At 61.8% G+C, this 17,090-nt stretch carries 19 protein-coding genes; 15 read left to right on the top strand and 4 right to left on the bottom strand.

The features are described 5' to 3' along the window. Positions 1-11 precede the first annotated feature (11 nt). Positions 12-293, bottom strand: a complete 282-nt coding sequence (gene infA / locus ASC80_RS16530) for a translation initiation factor IF-1 (protein ID WP_056299461.1) — start codon at positions 291-293, stop codon at positions 12-14. A 23-nt stretch (positions 294-316) separates the two neighbouring features. Beyond that, the gene (locus ASC80_RS16525; RefSeq protein ID WP_056299458.1) at positions 317-1,762 is read right to left on the bottom strand and encodes a DEAD/DEAH box helicase; all 1,446 of its coding nucleotides are present in this window, start codon (positions 1,760-1,762) and stop codon (positions 317-319) included. Positions 1,763-2,302: 540 nt separating this feature from the next. Between ASC80_RS16525 and urtA the strand changes: the two genes are divergently transcribed. The 15 genes from urtA (at position 2,303) to ASC80_RS16445 (ending at position 16,048) form a co-directional block, all read left to right on the top strand. Next, positions 2,303-3,625, top strand: coding sequence for an urea ABC transporter substrate-binding protein (gene urtA / locus ASC80_RS16520; protein WP_056299455.1), 1,323 nt, complete (start codon positions 2,303-2,305; stop codon positions 3,623-3,625). 78 nt (positions 3,626-3,703) lie between these two features. After that, positions 3,704-5,317, top strand: a complete 1,614-nt coding sequence (gene urtB, locus ASC80_RS16515; protein ID WP_056299452.1) for an urea ABC transporter permease subunit UrtB — start codon at positions 3,704-3,706, stop codon at positions 5,315-5,317. Further along, entirely contained in the window at positions 5,314-6,483 is a 1,170-nt protein-coding gene (gene urtC, locus ASC80_RS16510; protein WP_056299449.1) for an urea ABC transporter permease subunit UrtC, read from the top strand. The genes urtB and urtC overlap by 4 nt, the downstream gene beginning before the upstream one ends. 4 nt (positions 6,484-6,487) lie before the next feature. Beyond that, complete coding sequence (gene urtD / locus ASC80_RS16505; RefSeq protein WP_056299446.1) at positions 6,488-7,249, top strand: urea ABC transporter ATP-binding protein UrtD; 762 nt, start codon at positions 6,488-6,490, stop codon at positions 7,247-7,249. A 3-nt stretch (positions 7,250-7,252) separates the two neighbouring features. Continuing rightward, the gene (urtE, locus tag ASC80_RS16500) at positions 7,253-7,948 is read left to right on the top strand and encodes an urea ABC transporter ATP-binding subunit UrtE (protein ID WP_056299443.1); all 696 of its coding nucleotides are present in this window, start codon (positions 7,253-7,255) and stop codon (positions 7,946-7,948) included. 41 nt (positions 7,949-7,989) lie between these two features. Continuing rightward, complete coding sequence (locus ASC80_RS16495) at positions 7,990-8,826, top strand: urease accessory protein UreD (RefSeq protein ID WP_056300860.1); 837 nt, start codon at positions 7,990-7,992, stop codon at positions 8,824-8,826. A gap of 25 nt (positions 8,827-8,851) precedes the next feature. Further along, complete coding sequence (locus ASC80_RS16490; protein WP_056299441.1) at positions 8,852-9,154, top strand: urease subunit gamma; 303 nt, start codon at positions 8,852-8,854, stop codon at positions 9,152-9,154. A 7-nt stretch (positions 9,155-9,161) separates the two neighbouring features. Then, the gene (locus ASC80_RS16485) at positions 9,162-9,467 is read left to right on the top strand and encodes an urease subunit beta (RefSeq protein WP_056299438.1); all 306 of its coding nucleotides are present in this window, start codon (positions 9,162-9,164) and stop codon (positions 9,465-9,467) included. A 34-nt stretch (positions 9,468-9,501) separates the two neighbouring features. Further along, positions 9,502-9,855, top strand: a complete 354-nt coding sequence (locus ASC80_RS16480) for a GFA family protein (RefSeq protein WP_056299436.1) — start codon at positions 9,502-9,504, stop codon at positions 9,853-9,855. A gap of 11 nt (positions 9,856-9,866) precedes the next feature. Beyond that, complete coding sequence (gene ureC / locus ASC80_RS16475) at positions 9,867-11,582, top strand: urease subunit alpha (protein ID WP_056300857.1); 1,716 nt, start codon at positions 9,867-9,869, stop codon at positions 11,580-11,582. A 39-nt stretch (positions 11,583-11,621) separates the two neighbouring features. Beyond that, the gene (locus tag ASC80_RS16470) at positions 11,622-11,921 is read left to right on the top strand and encodes a putative quinol monooxygenase (RefSeq protein ID WP_056300856.1); all 300 of its coding nucleotides are present in this window, start codon (positions 11,622-11,624) and stop codon (positions 11,919-11,921) included. Positions 11,922-11,931: 10 nt separating this feature from the next. Continuing rightward, the gene (locus ASC80_RS23230) at positions 11,932-12,498 is read left to right on the top strand and encodes an urease accessory protein UreE (protein WP_082512639.1); all 567 of its coding nucleotides are present in this window, start codon (positions 11,932-11,934) and stop codon (positions 12,496-12,498) included. Continuing rightward, positions 12,476-13,204 carry an urease accessory protein UreF gene (locus ASC80_RS16460; RefSeq protein WP_056300853.1) on the top strand — a complete coding sequence of 243 codons (729 nt, stop codon included), beginning with the start codon at positions 12,476-12,478 and terminating at the stop codon, positions 13,202-13,204. The genes ASC80_RS23230 and ASC80_RS16460 overlap by 23 nt, the downstream gene beginning before the upstream one ends. A 48-nt stretch (positions 13,205-13,252) precedes the next feature. After that, positions 13,253-13,876, top strand: coding sequence for an urease accessory protein UreG (gene ureG, locus ASC80_RS16455; RefSeq protein WP_056299430.1), 624 nt, complete (start codon positions 13,253-13,255; stop codon positions 13,874-13,876). A gap of 519 nt (positions 13,877-14,395) precedes the next feature. Then, complete coding sequence (locus ASC80_RS16445; RefSeq protein WP_056299425.1) at positions 14,396-16,048, top strand: CHASE domain-containing protein; 1,653 nt, start codon at positions 14,396-14,398, stop codon at positions 16,046-16,048. 256 nt (positions 16,049-16,304) lie between these two features. Here the strand turns inward: ASC80_RS16445 and ASC80_RS16440 are convergent, their stop codons facing one another. Both ASC80_RS16440 and ASC80_RS16435 read right to left on the bottom strand, forming a co-directional pair. Then, positions 16,305-16,853, bottom strand: a complete 549-nt coding sequence (locus ASC80_RS16440; RefSeq protein ID WP_056299421.1) for a sigma-70 family RNA polymerase sigma factor — start codon at positions 16,851-16,853, stop codon at positions 16,305-16,307. Beyond that, entirely contained in the window at positions 16,853-17,074 is a 222-nt protein-coding gene (locus tag ASC80_RS16435) for a NepR family anti-sigma factor (protein ID WP_056299418.1), read from the bottom strand. The genes ASC80_RS16440 and ASC80_RS16435 overlap by 1 nt, the downstream gene beginning before the upstream one ends. Positions 17,075-17,090 lie beyond the last annotated feature (16 nt).

Genomic DNA, 17,090 nt, shown 5'->3' with positions numbered 1-17,090 from the left:
TCTTCCGGGTCTTATCGCCGGCGAAACTGACCGCGCGGCGGTGCGCCCCGCGGCGCCATTCCGCTCGGGCGTTCGTCCTTGTGGCGGAAAATCAGGCGGCCCTTTTCGAGGTCGTAGGGTGACATCTCGATCGTCACCCGGTCGCCGGCCAGCGTCTTGATGCGGTTCTTCTTCATCTTGCCCGCCGTGTACGCAACGATTTCGTGCCCGGCGTCGAGTTGCACGCGGTAGCGTGCGTCGGGAAGGATTTCAGTGACCAGTCCCTCGAACTGGATCAGCTCTTCTTTAGCCATAAAGGTCTCCGGCTCGTCTGGTATTAGCGTTGCGGACGCTGATTGCGATTGGGTTGCGATGCTGGCTGTGCAGGCCGGCTCTCGCGATGCAGGAAAGCGACGCCCTGTATACCGTCTCCTTTGCCGCCGTGCGACTGCCGAGTTGGCTCGTGACGGTGTTCCTGGCGATTATTCTCATGCCGGGCGCCCTGCTGGGACCCACCACTGCCGGGGCGCCGGCGGCGCCGCGGACCCTGCGATCCGGGAGCTGCATCGTGCGACCGATGGCCATGGCTCTGCGGCCCTGACCGCTGCTGGCGGTGTTGCGCCGGGGCAGCTGCTGCCGCCGGGCGCTGATGTCCCGGGGCGCGGCGGTCTTCCTTCGGAAGGGTCACACGGATCAGCTTTTCGATATCGCGGAGGTAGGCGTTTTCCTCTCCAGCCACCAGCGAGATCGCGGTGCCGTCGGCACCGGCGCGCGCGGTGCGGCCGATACGATGGACGTAGGTTTCGGGAATGTTTGGCAGGTCGAAATTGACGACGTGGGTGATGCCGTCGACATCGATGCCGCGGGCGGCAATGTCGGTTGCGACCAGGGTGCGGATTTCACCGGTGCGGAATGCCGCAAGCACGCGCTCGCGGTGGTTCTGCGACTTGTTGCCGTGGATTGCTTCGGCAGGAATGCCGGCTTTCGCCAGGCCTTTCACGACCTTGTCGGCGCCGTGCTTGGTGCGGGTGAAAACCAGCGCCCGGTTGACCGGCTCGGACTTCAGCAATTGCGCCAAAATGGCGGGCTTGGCGGAATGGTCGACCTGGATGATGCGCTGGGTGATGCGCTCGACCGTCGAGGCCACCGGTGTCACCGCGACGCGGGCCGGTTCGCGCAGCATATGTTCGGCGAGATCGGCGATGTCCTTCGGCATGGTGGCCGAGAAGAACAGCGTCTGCCGCTTGATCGGCAGCTTGGCGACGATTTTGCGGATGTCGTTGATGAAGCCCATGTCGAGCATGCGGTCGGCTTCATCGAGGACGAGGAATTCGACCTGGTTGAGCTTCAGCGCATTGCCCTGAACCATGTCGAGCAAGCGGCCCGGAGTGGCGACCATCACTTCGACGCCCTGCATCACCGAGCGGACCTGACGGCCCATCGGGACGCCGCCGATCGCCAGCGCCGAAGACAGGCGCAGGTGGCGGCCATAGGCATTGAAGCTCTCGAGAATCTGGCCGGAGAGTTCGCGGGTTGGGCTCAGCACCAGCACGCGGCAGGTCTTGGGCTGCAGCTTGATGCGGTTTTCCAGAAGACGGTGGAGGATCGGCAGCGCGAACGATGCGGTCTTGCCGGTGCCGGTCTGGGCGATGCCGATGACATCGCGGCCGGTGATGGCGATCGGGATGGTCTGGGCCTGAATGGGGGTGGGCGTGTGGTAATTTTCTTCCTTGAGTGCACGCGCGATGGGTTCGGCAAGGCCGAAATCCTGAAAGGAGGTCAAAGGTAATCTTTCTATGAGTCGAGGAGCGCGCCCGACATCATGTCAGGTGCGGCCGGGTGTCGGAGACACCCGCGTGTCTGGGGCGTCGGTTTCGGTTAGCTGAAGGGGCAAGCCAGAAACCGGTCAATCGGGATCAGAACACGCGGCTCGCAAGGACCTGATGATTCTCAAGGTCGTGCCGCTCATATGGAACAGGAACGCGGCGCTTTCAAGTCAATCGCGTCCCGACGGCTGCCGATGGGCCGTTTGGCTAACGGTTTCGGCTGCTGGCCTATCGTCTTTCAGCCCGGTGCCGTTAATTTAACCAGATCCGCGAACGTGGCAAAAAATTATGCAGATTGCTTCTTCGTCAGTCAGTGAAACTGCCTGCAACGCAAGCAGCCCCTGAACGAAGATTTGGCTGAAACTTGATTTTTATAAGCAATATCAAATAATTATAGGTGCCACCAGCGGTGGCATAGTTCTTGCGATTCCCTTAACGCAGCCGGCCGGTCGGCCGTCTCACAGCGTTTCACGTCTGCGTCAGGGAGATGACATCGCATGAATATCCATTTCAGCCCGTCCGTGGCCGCGCCACTGAGCCGACGCAAATGGCTTGCCGCGACTGCCGGACTTTTTTTAAGCCTCACCACACTCAGCGGCGCGAAGGCGGCCGACGACACCATCAAGGTCGGCGTCCTCCATTCGTTGTCCGGAACCATGGCCATCAGCGAAACCACGCTGAAGGACACGATCCTGTTTTTGATCGATGAGCAGAACAAGAAGGGCGGCGTTCTCGGCAAGAAGCTCGAGGCGGTCGTGGTCGATCCAGCCTCGAACTGGCCGCTGTTCGCGGAGAAGGCCCGCGAACTGATCACCAAGGACAAGGTCTCGGTGGTGTTCGGCTGCTGGACCTCGGTGTCGCGCAAGTCCGTGCTGCCGGTGTTCAAGGAACTGGATTCGATCCTGTTCTACCCGGTGCAATACGAGGGTGAAGAGAGCGAGCGCAACGTGTTCTACACCGGCGCCGCGCCGAACCAGCAGGCGATCCCTGCCGTCGATTACCTGATGAAGGAAGAGAAGGTGCAGCGCTGGGTGCTGGCCGGCACCGACTACGTCTATCCGCGCACCACCAACAAGATCCTCGAAGCCTACCTGAAGTCGAAAGGCGTCAAGCCAGAAGACATCATGATCAACTACACACCGTTCGGTCACTCCGACTGGCAGACGATCGTCGCCGACATCAAGAAGTTCGGCTCGGCCGGCAAGAAGACCGCGGTGGTCTCGACCATCAACGGCGATGCCAACGTGCCGTTCTACAAGGAGCTCGGCAACCAGGGCGTCAAGGCCACCGACATTCCGGTGGTGGCGTTCTCGGTCGGTGAAGAAGAACTCGCCGGCATCGATACCAAGCCGCTGGTCGGTCATCTCGCCGCCTGGAACTACTTCGAGTCGATCAACACTCCTGAAAACAAGGAGTTCATCAAGAAGTGGCAGGCCTACACCAAAAACCCGAAGCGCGTCACCAACGATCCGATGGAGGCGCACGTGATCGGCTTCAACATGTGGGTGAAGGCGGTCGAGAAGGCGAAGTCGGTCGATGCTGACAAGGTGATCGACGCGCTTCCCGGTATCGAAGCGGCCAACCTGACTGGCGGCGTGTCGAAGATGCTGCCGAACCACCACATCACCAAGCCGGTGTTCATCGGCGAAATCAAGAACGACGGCCAGTTCGACGTGGTGTGGAAGACCCCTGGTCTTGTCGCCGGCGACGCATGGTCGAAAGAGCTCGAGGGCTCGAAGGACCTGATCGGCGATTGGGTCGACAAGAAGTGCGGCAACTTCAACGTCAAGACCAACAAGTGCGGCGGGCAGGGATCTTGATCCGCTCCTGACCTGCATTCGAACCACGGAAGGCGGCGGCAGTCGCCGCCTTCCTCTCACCTCTGCCGGGGTTGTCCAGTGTTCGCTGATCTTTCCAGACGCTTCTGCGTCATCGTCCTTGCTGTTCTTGTGGTGGCCGGTTCGGCTTGGCCCGCGCTGGCTGGACCGTTCGAGGACGCCGTCGCGAAATTCGCCAACGGGTCCTTCGCCGACACGGGCGAGGCGATCAGTGCGCTCGTCACCAGCGACAATCCGCTCGCTTTCCCGATCGTCGATGCCTTGCAGCGCGGGCGATTGATGGCCGATCCCGCCAGCAAGCTGGTGTTCTTCACGGACGCCGGGGGCAAGGTCATCAACGCTGCGACGGGTGAAACCATCGCTGCCGTGCCCACCGGGGCCAGCGCGGTGCGCGTCAACAATCGCCTGCGCCGCGCTGTCGAGGAGGCGCTCGGCAATCTGACGCTGTCGTCTCCGGATCCCGCAAAGCGCGTGCTGGCGGCGCAGACCGTGTTCAAGACCCACGACGACGCATCGCTGCCAGCCATCGAGACGGCCCTTGCCAAGGAAATCAATCCCGCCGCGAAACGCGCGCTGACCGAGGCGCGCGCGGCGATCGTCCTGTTCAAGCCCGATACCAGCGAGGCCGCAAAAATCGATGCGGTCGCGATGATCCGCGCCCGCGGCGATCAGGAAGCGCTGGCGATGCTGTCGAACCTTCCCGCCGGCGCAACGCCGGCGGTGGCGCGCGCCGCATCGAACGCGGTCAGTGCGATCCAGAGTACGCTGGCGATCTGGGCGACGGCGCAAAACGCATGGTACGGCCTGTCGCTTGGTTCGGTGCTGTTGCTCGCCGCCATCGGCCTTGCCATCACCTTCGGCGTGATGGGTGTCATCAACATGGCGCACGGCGAAATGGTGATGATCGGCGCTTATGTGACGTTCGTGGTGCAGGAAATGATCCGCACCGCGTATCCGGTGTTGTTCGATTATTCGCTGCTGATTGCGGTGCCGCTGGCATTTCTGGTGGCGGGCGTGATCGGCGTCGTCATTGAGCGCACCATTATCCGCTTTCTCTACGGCCGCCCGCTCGAAACACTGCTGGCGACCTGGGGCCTGTCGCTGGTGCTGCAGCAGGCCGTGCGCACCATGTTCGGCCCGACCAACCGCGAGGTCGGTAATCCGTCATGGATGAGCGGCGCATTCGAAATCGGTCAATTGACGATCACTTATAACCGTCTCTGGATCGTGGTGTTCACGCTGGCGGTGTTCGCGATCCTGCTCGCGATGCTGCGCTACACCAGCCTCGGTCTTGAGATGCGCGCCGTGACGCAGAACCGGCGCATGGCAGCGTCGATGGGCATCGCCACATCCCGCGTCGATGCGGTGACTTTCGGCCTCGGCTCAGGGATCGCCGGCATCGCTGGGGTGGCGCTGTCGCAGATCGATAACGTTAGTCCGAACCTTGGCCAGAGCTACATCATCGACAGCTTCATGGTGGTGGTGTTCGGTGGGGTCGGCAATTTGTGGGGGACGCTGGTCGGCGCGCTGACGCTCGGCATGGCCAACAAGTTTCTTGAGCCGGTGGCCGGCGCGGTGCTCGGCAAGATCGCCATTCTGGTGCTGATCATCCTGTTCATCCAGAAGCGTCCGCGCGGTCTGTTCGCCCTCAAGGGCAGATCGGTGGAAGCATGATGCCGCATCTGCTGACCCGCTCGCTCGATCGCAGCGCGACGATCTTCATTCTGATTGTCGCCGCCATCGGCATCGTGCTGCCGCTCTCGAATCTGCTGCTGCCGGAATCATCGCCGCTGCAGGTGCCGACCTATCTGATCTCGCTGTTCGGCAAATATCTCTGCTACGCCATCCTCGCGCTGTCGATCGACCTGATCTGGGGCTATTGCGGGATTCTCTCGCTCGGGCACGGCGCGTTCTTCGCCCTCGGCGGTTACGCCATGGGCATGTACCTGATGCGGCAGATCGGCAGCCGCGGGGTCTACGGCAATCCGCTGTTGCCGGACTTCATGGTGTTCCTGAACTACAAGGCGTTGCCGTGGTACTGGCAGGGCTTCGACATGTTCTGGTTCGCCGCGCTGATGGTGCTGGTGGTGCCGGGACTGTTGGCGTTTGGCTTTGGCTGGCTGGCGTTCCGTTCGCGCGTCACTGGCGTCTACCTGTCGATCATCACCCAGGCGATGACCTATGCGCTGTTGCTGGCGTTCTTCCGCAACGATTTCGGCTTCGGCGGCAACAACGGACTGACCGACTTCAAGGACATTCTCGGCTTCAACGTGCAGGCGCAGGGCACGCGCGCCGCATTGTTCGCGCTGTCCTGCCTCGCGCTGGTGCTGTCGTTCCTGATCTGCCGCGCCGTGGTGACGTCGAAGCTCGGCAAGGTCCTGATCGCGGTGCGTGACGCGGAATCGCGGACGCGCTTTCTCGGCTACCGCGTCGAATCCTACAAGCTGTTCGTGTTCACGCTGTCGGCCTGCATGGCGGGCGTCGCCGGTGCGCTGTACGTGCCGCAGGTGGGCATCATCAATCCCGGCGAGTTCGCGCCGGGCAATTCGATCGAGGCGGTGATCTGGGTTGCAGTCGGCGGACGCGGCACGTTGATCGGCGCGGCGCTGGGTGCTGTCGTCGTCAACTACGCCAAGACGGTGTTCACCTCGGGCGCGCTCGCGCCGTACTGGCTTTTCATGCTCGGTGCGTTGTTCATCCTGGTGACGCTGCTGTTGCCGAAGGGCATCGTCGGCACTGTCCGCGACTGGTGGGATGCGCGGCGTCAAAAGACTCTGGCTGCGGCTGACGAAAGTGCGGCCGCCGAAGACGGCGTCGCCCAACCTCACATGGCGGAGTGATGCGATGAACGTCATGGACACCCGCGCGACCTCGGCCTTGCTCTATCTCGACGGCGTGCACGTCTCGTTCGACGGCTTCCACGCCATCAACAATCTGTCGCTGATCATTGCGCCCGGCGAGATGCGCGCCATCATCGGCCCCAACGGCGCCGGCAAGACCACGATGATGGACATCATCACCGGCAAGACGAAGCCGGACGAGGGCGATGTGCTGTTCGACGGCACGGTCGATCTGACCCGGCTCGATGAAACCGAAATCGCCGAACTGGGCATCGGCCGCAAGTTCCAGAAGCCGACCGTGTTCGAGAGCCAAACCGTCGAGGACAATCTGCAGTTGGCGCTGAAGAGCGATCATCGCGTGCGCAAGACGCTGTTCTGGCGCGAAACGCCGGGTGAGCGCGAGCGGATCGACCGCGTGCTGGAAACCATTCGCCTCACCGGCGCGCGGGATCGCCTCGCCGGCAACCTGTCGCACGGCCAGAAGCAATGGCTGGAGATCGGGATGCTGCTGGCGCAGGACCCCAAGCTGTTGCTGGTGGACGAGCCGGTGGCAGGCATGACCGATGTCGAAACTCACCAGACCGCCGAACTTCTGAATGAGATCAACCGCGACAAGACCGTCGTGGTGGTCGAGCACGACATGACCTTCGTGCGCGAACTCGGCGTGCGGGTGACGTGCCTGCACGAGGGCTCGGTGCTGGCGGAAGGCTCGATTGATCAGGTGTCGGAGAGCGAGCGGGTCATCGAAGTGTATCTGGGACGCTGAACCATGCTCAAGGTCGATAACATCAGCCTTTACTACGGCGCGGCGCAGGCGCTGCGCGGCGTGTCGCTCACGGCAGAGCCCGGCAAGGTGACCTGTGTGCTGGGGCGCAACGGCGTCGGCAAGACCAGTCTTCTTCGCGCGATGGTCGGGCAGTATCCGATCGCGGGTGGTGCGATCACCTTCGACGGGGTGGATATTTCCAGCCTCAAACCCTACGAGCGGGCGCGCCGCGGCATGTCGTTCGTGCCGCAGGGCCGGGAAATCTTCCCGCTGCTGACGGTGGAACAAAATCTCAAGACTGGTTATGCGCCGCTGAAGCGTGATCAGCGCAATATTCCCGACGATGTGTTCTCGCTGTTCCCGGTGCTGCAATCGATGCTCGGGCGGCGCGGCGGCGACCTCTCGGGCGGTCAGCAACAGCAGCTGGCGATCGGCCGGGCGCTGGTGATGCGGCCGAAGGTGCTGCTGCTCGACGAGCCGACCGAAGGCATCCAGCCGTCGATCATCAAGGACATCGGCCGCGCCATCGCCTATTTGCGCAGTCTCGGCACCATCGCCATCGTTCTGGTCGAACAATATCTCGACTTCGCCTGCGAGCTCGGCGACAATTTCGCGGTGATGGATCGCGGCGCGGTGAAGTTCACCTGCGATCGCAGCAACCTCGACCCCGGCGAAATCAGCCGGGCGATGGCTCTCTGAACGGGCCGATGCTGGCGGACGGCCGGGAAGGGCGGGGATGGATGGCGGGCGAAACTGCGGCGTCGATGTCGGGCGTGTTCGCGGCCAATCGCGCCGTGGGTGCGGTCGCGCTCGATGTTCATGTTCAGGACGGAATGACGCGACGCCGTGAATTGCACGAAGCCGGTTCGCTGCGCGTGCGGTTTCCCTCGCCGGAGCAAGGCGGTTTGTCGGCGGTGTTCGTCAACACGGCGGGCGGCGTTGCGGGCGGGGATCGTTTCGATATTGATATTGTTGCGCGTGAGCGGGCGCGGCTGACGGTGACGACGGCAGCGGCGGAGAAAATTTACCGCTCGCACGGCCCCGAGGCGCGGCTCGACATCCGGCTGCGTGCGGAGGCAGGCTCTTATCTCGCATGGCTGCCGCAGGAAACCATCCTGTTTGACCGCGCGCAGGTATCGCGCAGCTTCGAGATCGATCTGGATGCGACGGCGTCGCTACTGCTGTGCGAAATCGTCGTGTTCGGGCGCACGGCGATGAACGAAACGATGACCGAGGGCCGCTTTATCGACCGCTGGCGCGTTCGTCGCGATGGCAAGCCGATCTATGCCGAGACGGTTCGGCTCGATGGTGACATCGGCGCGAAGCTGGCACGGTCGGCCGTGGCGGGTGGCGGCGTCGCCATCGGCACCGCGTTGATCGCGCCGGGCGATGAGGCGCTGGTCGAACGCATCCGCGAGGCGGCGGATTCGTTCGGAGGGGAAGTCGGCGTCTCGGGGTGGAACGGCTTTGCCATGGCGCGGTTCTGCGCACAGGATGCCGCGCGGCTGCGCACCGATATGATCAAGGTCTTCCAGCGCGTGGACCCTGCTGCATTGCCACGCATCTGGCTCAACTGATGTTTCATTCAATCAGGCTCAACGCATGAATCTTTCTCCCCGCGAAAAGGACAAGCTTCTGATCTCGATGGCGGCCATCGTCGCGCAGCGGCGGCTGGAGCGCGGCGTCAAGCTCAACCACCCGGAAGCCATCGCGATCATCTCGGACTTCATTCTCGAAGGCGCGCGCGACGGGCGCACGGTGGCCGAGTTGATGAAGGCGGGCGCTGAAGTTCTGACCCGCTCTCAGGTCATGGATGGAATCCCGGAGATGATTCGCGACATTCAGGTCGAGGCGACGTTCCCTGACGGAACGAAGCTCGTGACCGTGCACGATCCCATTCGGTGAGGCGAAAATGATTCCCGGTGAACTCTTCATCAAGGATGGCGAGATCGAACTCAACGCCAAACGCAAGACTGTCACGCTCACCGTCGCCAATACGGGCGATCGGCCGATTCAGGTCGGCTCGCATTATCATTTCTTCGAAACCAATCCGGCGCTGAAGTTCGACCGCAAGAAAGCACGCGGGATGCGGCTCAACATCGCGGCGGGGACGGCGGTGCGATTTGAACCGGGGCAAACGCGCGAGGTCACGCTGGTGGCGTTGGCAGGAAAGCGGACAGTTTACGGATTTCGCGGCGACGTAATGGGGAAGCTGTGACCGTAACCATGAAATTCAGTGAACGAGGCGCAATATGAGGCAAACCTATTCGGGCGGATGCCAGTGCGGCAAGGTTCGTTACGAAGTCGCGGCTGACATCAACGAAGTGATTTCCTGTAACTGCTCCCGCTGCGGCCGGCTGGGGACATTGCTGACATTTGTTCCGACGCAGGATTTCAAGTTGCTCTCGGGCGACGACGCGTTGACCGACTATCTCTTCAACAAGCACCTCATTCGCCATCGCTTCTGCGCCACATGCGGTGTGGAATCCTTCGCGTCCGGAAAGTCGCCGGATGGCAAGGACATGGTCGCCGTTAATATCCGCTGTCTTGACGGCGTCGATCCGGACACGTTTTCGGTCCAAAAATTCGATGGCAAATCCTATTGAAGGCGCGGTTCATGGCCACCACAATCAAGCGTTCTGTCTATGCCGACATGTTCGGCCCGACCACAGGCGACCGCGTGCGCCTCGCCGATACCGATCTCATTATTGAAGTCGAGAAGGATTTCACGGTTTACGGCGAGGAGGTGAAGTTCGGCGGCGGCAAGGTCATCCGCGACGGCATGGGTCAGTCGCAGATCACCAACAAACAGGGCGCGGCCGATACCGTCATCACCAATGCGCTGGTGGTTGATCACTGGGGTATCGTCAAGGCCGACGTCGCCATCAAGGACGGGCATATCGCCGCCATCGGCAAGGCCGGCAACCCGGACATCCAGCCCGGCGTCACCATCGTGATCGGCCCCGGCACGGATATCATCGCCGGTGAGGGCAAGATCCTCACCGCCGGCGGTTTCGATGCCCACATCCATTTCATCTGCCCGCAGCAGATCGAGCACGCGCTGATGTCCGGCGTCACCTCGATGCTCGGCGGCGGCACCGGGCCGTCGCACGGCACCTTCGCCACCACCTGCACGCCGGGGCCGTGGCACATCGCGCGCATGATCCAGTCGTTTGATGCGTTTCCGGTCAATCTCGGCATTTCCGGCAAGGGCAACGCGTCGCGCCCGGCAGCATTGGTCGAGATGGTCAAGGCCGGCGCCTGCGCGCTCAAGCTGCACGAGGATTGGGGCACCACGCCGGCCGCGATCGATACCTGTCTCAGCGTGGCCGATGATCACGACATTCAGGTGATGATCCATACCGACACGCTGAACGAGTCGGGATTTGTGGAAGACACCATCAAGGCGTTCAAGGGGCGCACCATTCACGCTTTCCACACCGAAGGTGCGGGTGGAGGTCACGCCCCGGACATTATCAAGGTCGCGGGGCTGAAGAACGTGCTGCCGTCGTCGACCAATCCGACGCGGCCGTTCACACGCAACACCATCGACGAGCATCTCGATATGCTGATGGTGTGTCACCATCTCGATCCGTCGATTGCCGAAGATCTTGCGTTCGCCGAGAGCCGGATCCGCAAGGAGACCATCGCGGCAGAAGATATCCTTCACGATATCGGTGCGCTGTCGATGATTTCGTCGGATTCGCAGGCGATGGGTCGGCTCGGTGAGGTCATCATTCGCACCTGGCAGACCGCCGACAAGATGAAGAAGCAGCGCGGCTCGTTGCCGGAAGACAGGGGCAAGGATAACGATAATTTCCGCGTCAAACGCTACATCGCCAAGTACACCATCAATCCGGCGATCGCCCATGGCGTATCGAAGCTGATCGGCTCGATCGAAAAGGGAAAAATGGCGGATCTCGTGCTGTGGTCACCGGCGTTTTTCGGTGTGAAGCCGGATTGCATCATCAAGGGCGGGAGCATCGTGGCGGCGCCGATGGGCGATCCGAACGCCTCGATCCCGACGCCACAGCCAGTGCATTATCAGCCGATGTTTGGCGCGTTCGGCCGTGCGCTGACGGCGTCGTCGGTGGTGTTTTCCTCCAAGGCCGCGGTCGCTTCGGGACTGGCGAAAAAACTCGGTATCCAGAAGGCGCTGTATCCTGTTTCAAACACGCGCGGCCGTATTTCGAAGAAGAGCATGATCCATAATGGAGAGACGCCGAACATCGAGGTCGATGCCGAAACCTACGAAGTTCGCGCCGATGGCGAATTGCTGACCTGCGCGCCGGCGGAGGTGCTGCCCATGGCGCAGCGCTATTTCATGTACTAGGGTCCCGGCACTTCAGGGAAACCAATGCCGGAGGAATTCATGATCTATGTCGTCGCCACGCTCACCGTGAAGCCCGAAGCCCGCGCCGAACTCATCGCCGCGGCGAAGGACTGCATCGCGGCCACCCGCAAGGAAGCCGGCAACATTGCGTACGACCTGCATGAGAGCGTGACTGATCCCGCCAAGCTGGTGTTCGTCGAGCAGTGGGAAAATGCCGAGGCGCTCGAGCCGCACCGCAAGGCCGAACACATGAAGACGTTCGGGCGCGTGGCGGTGAAGTGCATGGCCGCGCCGCCGAAAATCGAAGTCATCACGCCTGAAAAGGTCAACGTCCGGTGAGGCAAACCGCATGAGCGCAAGCCAGCCGCGCGCCACGAAGGTTATTCCGGCGGGGCACTGGACCGGTGTCACTGCCGATAGCGTCGTGCTCGATTTCGACGACCGTCACCGCCGCCGTATGGTGATGACGGGTACGCGCGGTCTGGCGTTTCTGCTTGATCTTGAGGAAGCGATTGCGTTGCGGGGTGGCGATGCGCTGTCGCTCGATGATGGGCGGGTGGTCGAGGTTGTCTCGGCGCCCGAGCCGTTGATTGAAATTCGTGGTACTGATCCGTCGCATCTGGTTCGGATCGCCTGGCATCTCGGTAACCGCCATCTGCCGACCCAGATTGTCGGCAAGGGTCTGCGGATTCGTCGCGACCACGTGATCGAGGAGATGGTGCGCGGGCTCGGAGCGCGCGTCATCGAGATCGAAGCGCCATTCGATCCGGAGGGTGGCGCCTATGCGGCAGGTCACGCCGTAGCGGGGCATGCGCCGCACGGTCACGATCATCACGGTCATGACCATCACGATCACGGCGATCATGGTCACCACCACGATCACGGGCACGCCCATGCTCATGACCACAAGACCTGAGCCCGACTTGGCATCGAAACTCGTAGTGGCGGACGAAGCCGCCGCCCTCTACCGGTTGATGACCTGGCTTTCGCCGGCATTTCCCGTCGGGGCTTTCTCCTATTCGAGCGGAATCGAATGGGCTGTCGAGGCCGGCGACATCAGGGATGTGGTGACGCTACAGGACTGGCTTGCGGCGATGCTCGACGGGCCGGGATTTTGCGATGGCGTTTTTCTCGCTCACGGTTATCGCGCGGCGGCGGCAGGTGACGCGACATCGCTGAACGACATCGCGGAACTTGCCGCGGCTTTTGTGCCGTCGCGGGAACGGCAACTCGAGACGACGGCGCAGGGACGCGCCTTTCTCGATATCGCGCGGGCAGCATGGCCGTGCGAGGCGCTCGATCTGCTGGCGACATGTCAATCGCCGGTGGTCTATCCGCTGGCGGTTGGCGTACTGGCGGCTGGCCACGGTGTTCCATTGGCATCGACACTGCATGGCTTTCTTCATGCGCTGACGTCGAACTGGATTTCGGCCGGCGTGCGGCTGGTGCCGCTGGGGCAGACCGACAGCCAGCGCGCGCTGGCCGCGCTGGAACCTGTCGTGGCTGCCACTGCCACGCGGGCGCTCGCGGCGACACTCGACGATCTCGGCAGCGCCACCTTCCGCGCAGATCTGGCGAGCATGCGCCACGAAACCCAATACACACGATTGTTCCGGTCATGAGTATTCACAGCCGGCGATACTTTGATTCAAATCGAATGAAAGGCTGACATGTCGCGCTTCAATGGCCCCCTTCGTGTTGGCATCGGCGGTCCCGTCGGATCAGGCAAGACCGCTCTGATGGATCTGTTGTGCAAGGCGATGCGAGAGCGCTACGATATCGCCGCCATCACCAACGATATCTACACCAAATGGGACGCGGAATTCCTGGTGCGGTCAGGATCGCTCACGCCGGATCGCATCGCCGGAGTTGAAACCGGCGGTTGTCCGCATACGGCGATCCGCGAAGACGCGTCGATGAACCTCGCCGCAGTGGCGGACATGCGCGCGAAATTTCCCGCCCTCGATCTCATCCTGATCGAATCCGGCGGCGATAATCTTGCCGCGACGTTCTCGCCGGAACTGGCTGATCTCACGATCTATGTCATCGATGTGGCCGCCGGTGACAAGATCCCGTCAAAGGGCGGGCCGGGCATCACGCGTTCCGATCTGCTGGTGATCAACAAGATCGACCTTGCCCCCCATGTCGGCGCCTCGCTCGAGAAGATGGATACCGACGTCCGGCGGATGCGCGGAGAGCGCCCTTTCGTTATGACCAATCTCAAGAAAAGCGACGGGCTGGACCGTATCGTCGGTTTCATCGAGACCAAAGGCGGCCTGACATCGGAACGCTAGTCAGGGTGCCGTCTAAGACCTTCGTCTAGTTCTCATTCGGCATGGCTATATCTCGCCGCCAATCGGAACGACACGCGCCCGGCCGGGTTAGGTCCCGATGAAGGATATATTTTCGAAATGGTCGAAAGATCGCAGCAGTTTGTTCCTGATCGTCATCCTGGTTGCATTTGTCGTCGTGGTCATGGCGTTGATGGCGGCCACGGCCCATTCGTTCGCCGCCCGGATGCCGGTGAGCGTTAACCATTCAGCCGCGGCTCGGTCGACGCTTCATCAGCGGCCGGTGTGTCGGGTTGCCTCGCCGGAGCGAGGCCGGAATTGGCGTGCATGCGGAACCAATTCGCTAGTCCGTCATTAGCTTCCTCTGGGTCCGGAACAGAGGAGGGATGGGTGGACCGGTTTCCCATGCTTGTGCATCGATGAGCTGTCGTTCAGTATCCGCATCCGCGCCACGCGCCCCTCGCAAATCCATTGCGTGCATGGGGCGTTATTTTCATCAATGTTCGATATTCGAGTCATAGCGTGCTTCGGGTCGGTTTTTTCATCGGATTGCTCGCGCTTATCGGGATCGCGGTTTCCGGTCTCGCCGCGTTCCGTGTTTATGAGCAGGACGTGTCCATCGATCGGACCGCCTTTGCGCGTGCAGTCGATACTCATGCTAGTCTGATCCAGGAGCGCCTCAGTCAGCGCGAACTCCTCGCGCGGGTCGCCGTGGGGGTTTTCCGTCCGTCGCAGGAATCGGCCGCGAATGCGCTGCAGCCGTTGCGATCCTCGATTTATGCATTTCGGACGGATTTCGTGGTCGCAGGCTGGATCGCCCGTCTGCCGCCGTCGGCATTTCCCGCTGCCGAAGCAGGACTGAGAAGTGCCGGATTTTCCAATCCGGTGCTGCGCAACTACGACGATACCCCGCTCAAGCCGATGTCCAACAACAATCCTGTCGACGTGCTGATGGATGTCGAGCCGCAGAATGTGGATACCAAGGGATTTCCCGGCCGCATCTTCGACACGCATCCGGTGATTGGCCCGATGCTGGCCGAAGCGATGAAGGAGCGCAAGCCAGTTGCGTCCGATCCGCTCGTCCTGCTGCATCCTGGCGGCCCTCTCGGAATCGCTCTTGCCGCGCCGGTCGCGAAGGAGGATGGCGATGTCATCGGCTTCATTACCATTTCGTATCGCGTCGCATCCCTCATGCTGCCGAACGACGATCTGTCGGTGTTCTCGGTGGCTCTGCAGGACCCTCGCGTCAGCGATAGCGAGCTGAAGGTTAATGGCGACGGAGAGGTGACGTCGGTATCGGCCAAGCCGGCCAGCGAAACCCCGCCATTATCGAGAAAGCTGTCGTTTGGCGGCCGCGACTGGACCCTGAACTACTATGCCCGGAAGGATTCTGCGACGCATGCGCGCGACCTTGCGATCATTGTCGCGATTGTCGGCCTGGCGTTGACCACTATCATGTGCGGGCTGTTTGGCTACGTGTCCTACAACAATGTGCGGCTCAGCCGCGAAATCCAGACCCGGATTGGTTTCGAGCGGCGGTTGACTGCGGTCATCGACGAGCTAAATCACCGGGTGAAGAACATTCTTGCGGTGATCCAGTCGATCGTAACCCGCACGTTGCGCCATGGTGTTGACGCCGATGTCGCGCGCGATCTCCTCATCGGCCGGATTCACGCGATGTCGAACGTCGTGACGCTGTTAAGTGAAAGCCAGTGGCAGGGCGTCAAGCTGAAAGGCTTGTTCGAGTCACGGGCTATTCCCAATGCCGAGCGGATCGTCGTCGAAGGGCCGGATATCACAGTCAGTGCCCGCGCCGCGCAAAGCCTGTCACTCCTCTTTTTCGAACTGGCCTCCCATTCGGACGAGGGGCTCTCTCTGGTCGGCAAGCATCCGCATATCCTCGCCCGGTGGACGGTCGCCGGCGAAGGCAACGATGCGGTTTTCGATTTTCGCTGGGAGGAGTTCAACACCAGCGCGGCCACTCGCCGTCCCGACGGGGAATTCGGCATCGTGCTACTCGACCGCGTCGCGCCCGAAGCGCTCGGCGGCACATCGAAGCGGTATTTCACCGATGTGAGCTATGTCTACGAACTCACTGCGCCGATGATCACGGTGGTCGACGAGAACGAAAAGGGTCGAACCGAGCGTCTGGCCGCTCCTCCGCGCAAGCGTTGAGTCCGTGTCGTCGTAGTAATCCGACCGGGAACGGATGCCCGCAGTGATGATTTCCCTATGACCGAAACTTCGTTGTATCAGAGAAACTCATCATGGGACGTTATCTGTTGTTGTGGCTGCTGGGTGTGCCGATCCCGATCCTGTTGCTGATCTGGGCCTTTGGCGGCTTGAACTAGACGAATTGAAACGATGACAAGGGCGGCCATCCAGCGTGGCCGCCCTTGCCCGTTGATGTCGTGGTTCGTTGAAGGGCGGCTTAGTTGCCGCTTCCGCCGATCACGGCGCGAACTGTCGTGTCCGGCCCGAAGTCTTCCGCGCCGTCGACATAGAGGAGGGCGCTCAATTTCGAGCGGGCGCGATTGACCCGGCTCTTGATCGTCCCCACTGCGCAGCCGCAGATCGCGGCGGCGTCTTCGTATGAAAAGCCCGACGCGCCGACAAGGATGAGTGCTTCACGCTGATCCTGCGGCAGCTTCTCGAGAGCCACGCGGAATTCTTCGAATTCGAGATGCGAATTCTGCGCCGGCTGCGACTTGAGCGTTTTGGAGTAGCTGCCATCGGCATCCTCCACCTCACGCCGCCGCTTCCTGTAATCAGACCGGAACAGGTTGCGCAGGATCGTGAACAACCACGCCGGCAGATTGGATCCCGGCTGGAAGGAGTCGATGTTGGCGAGCGCCCGCACCAAGGTTTCCTGAACCAGATCGTCGGCACGGTCGCTTTTCCCGCTCAGGGAAATTGCAAACGCACGCAGACTCGGCACAGCCGCGAGGATATCGTCGCGAAGAGAATCTGTGAGAGGCATTAGTCCCTCCCGTCATTTTTCGGAATTGCCCCGGGCGCTGCGGCTTCCGGCCCATCCAGTTGACGGATGAGCTCGGCAAAACGATCAGGCACGCCCTGCCTGACAACATCGTCGTACATGGCCCGCAGCTGATGGCCGATCCGGGACTGAATTTCTGCATTCAGACCGCCTTGCTTGCCTGTTCCGGCAGGTTTGGAGGTCGGAGGCTTTGAGTCTGTCATGATCCGATCCGTGCTT

The sequence above is a fragment of the Afipia sp. Root123D2 genome (assembly GCF_001425835.1).
Lineage (GTDB): Bacteria > Pseudomonadota > Alphaproteobacteria > Rhizobiales > Xanthobacteraceae > Afipia.
The sequence above is the reverse complement of the archived record's forward strand: the minus strand, read 5'-3'. Positions and strand labels throughout refer to the sequence as shown.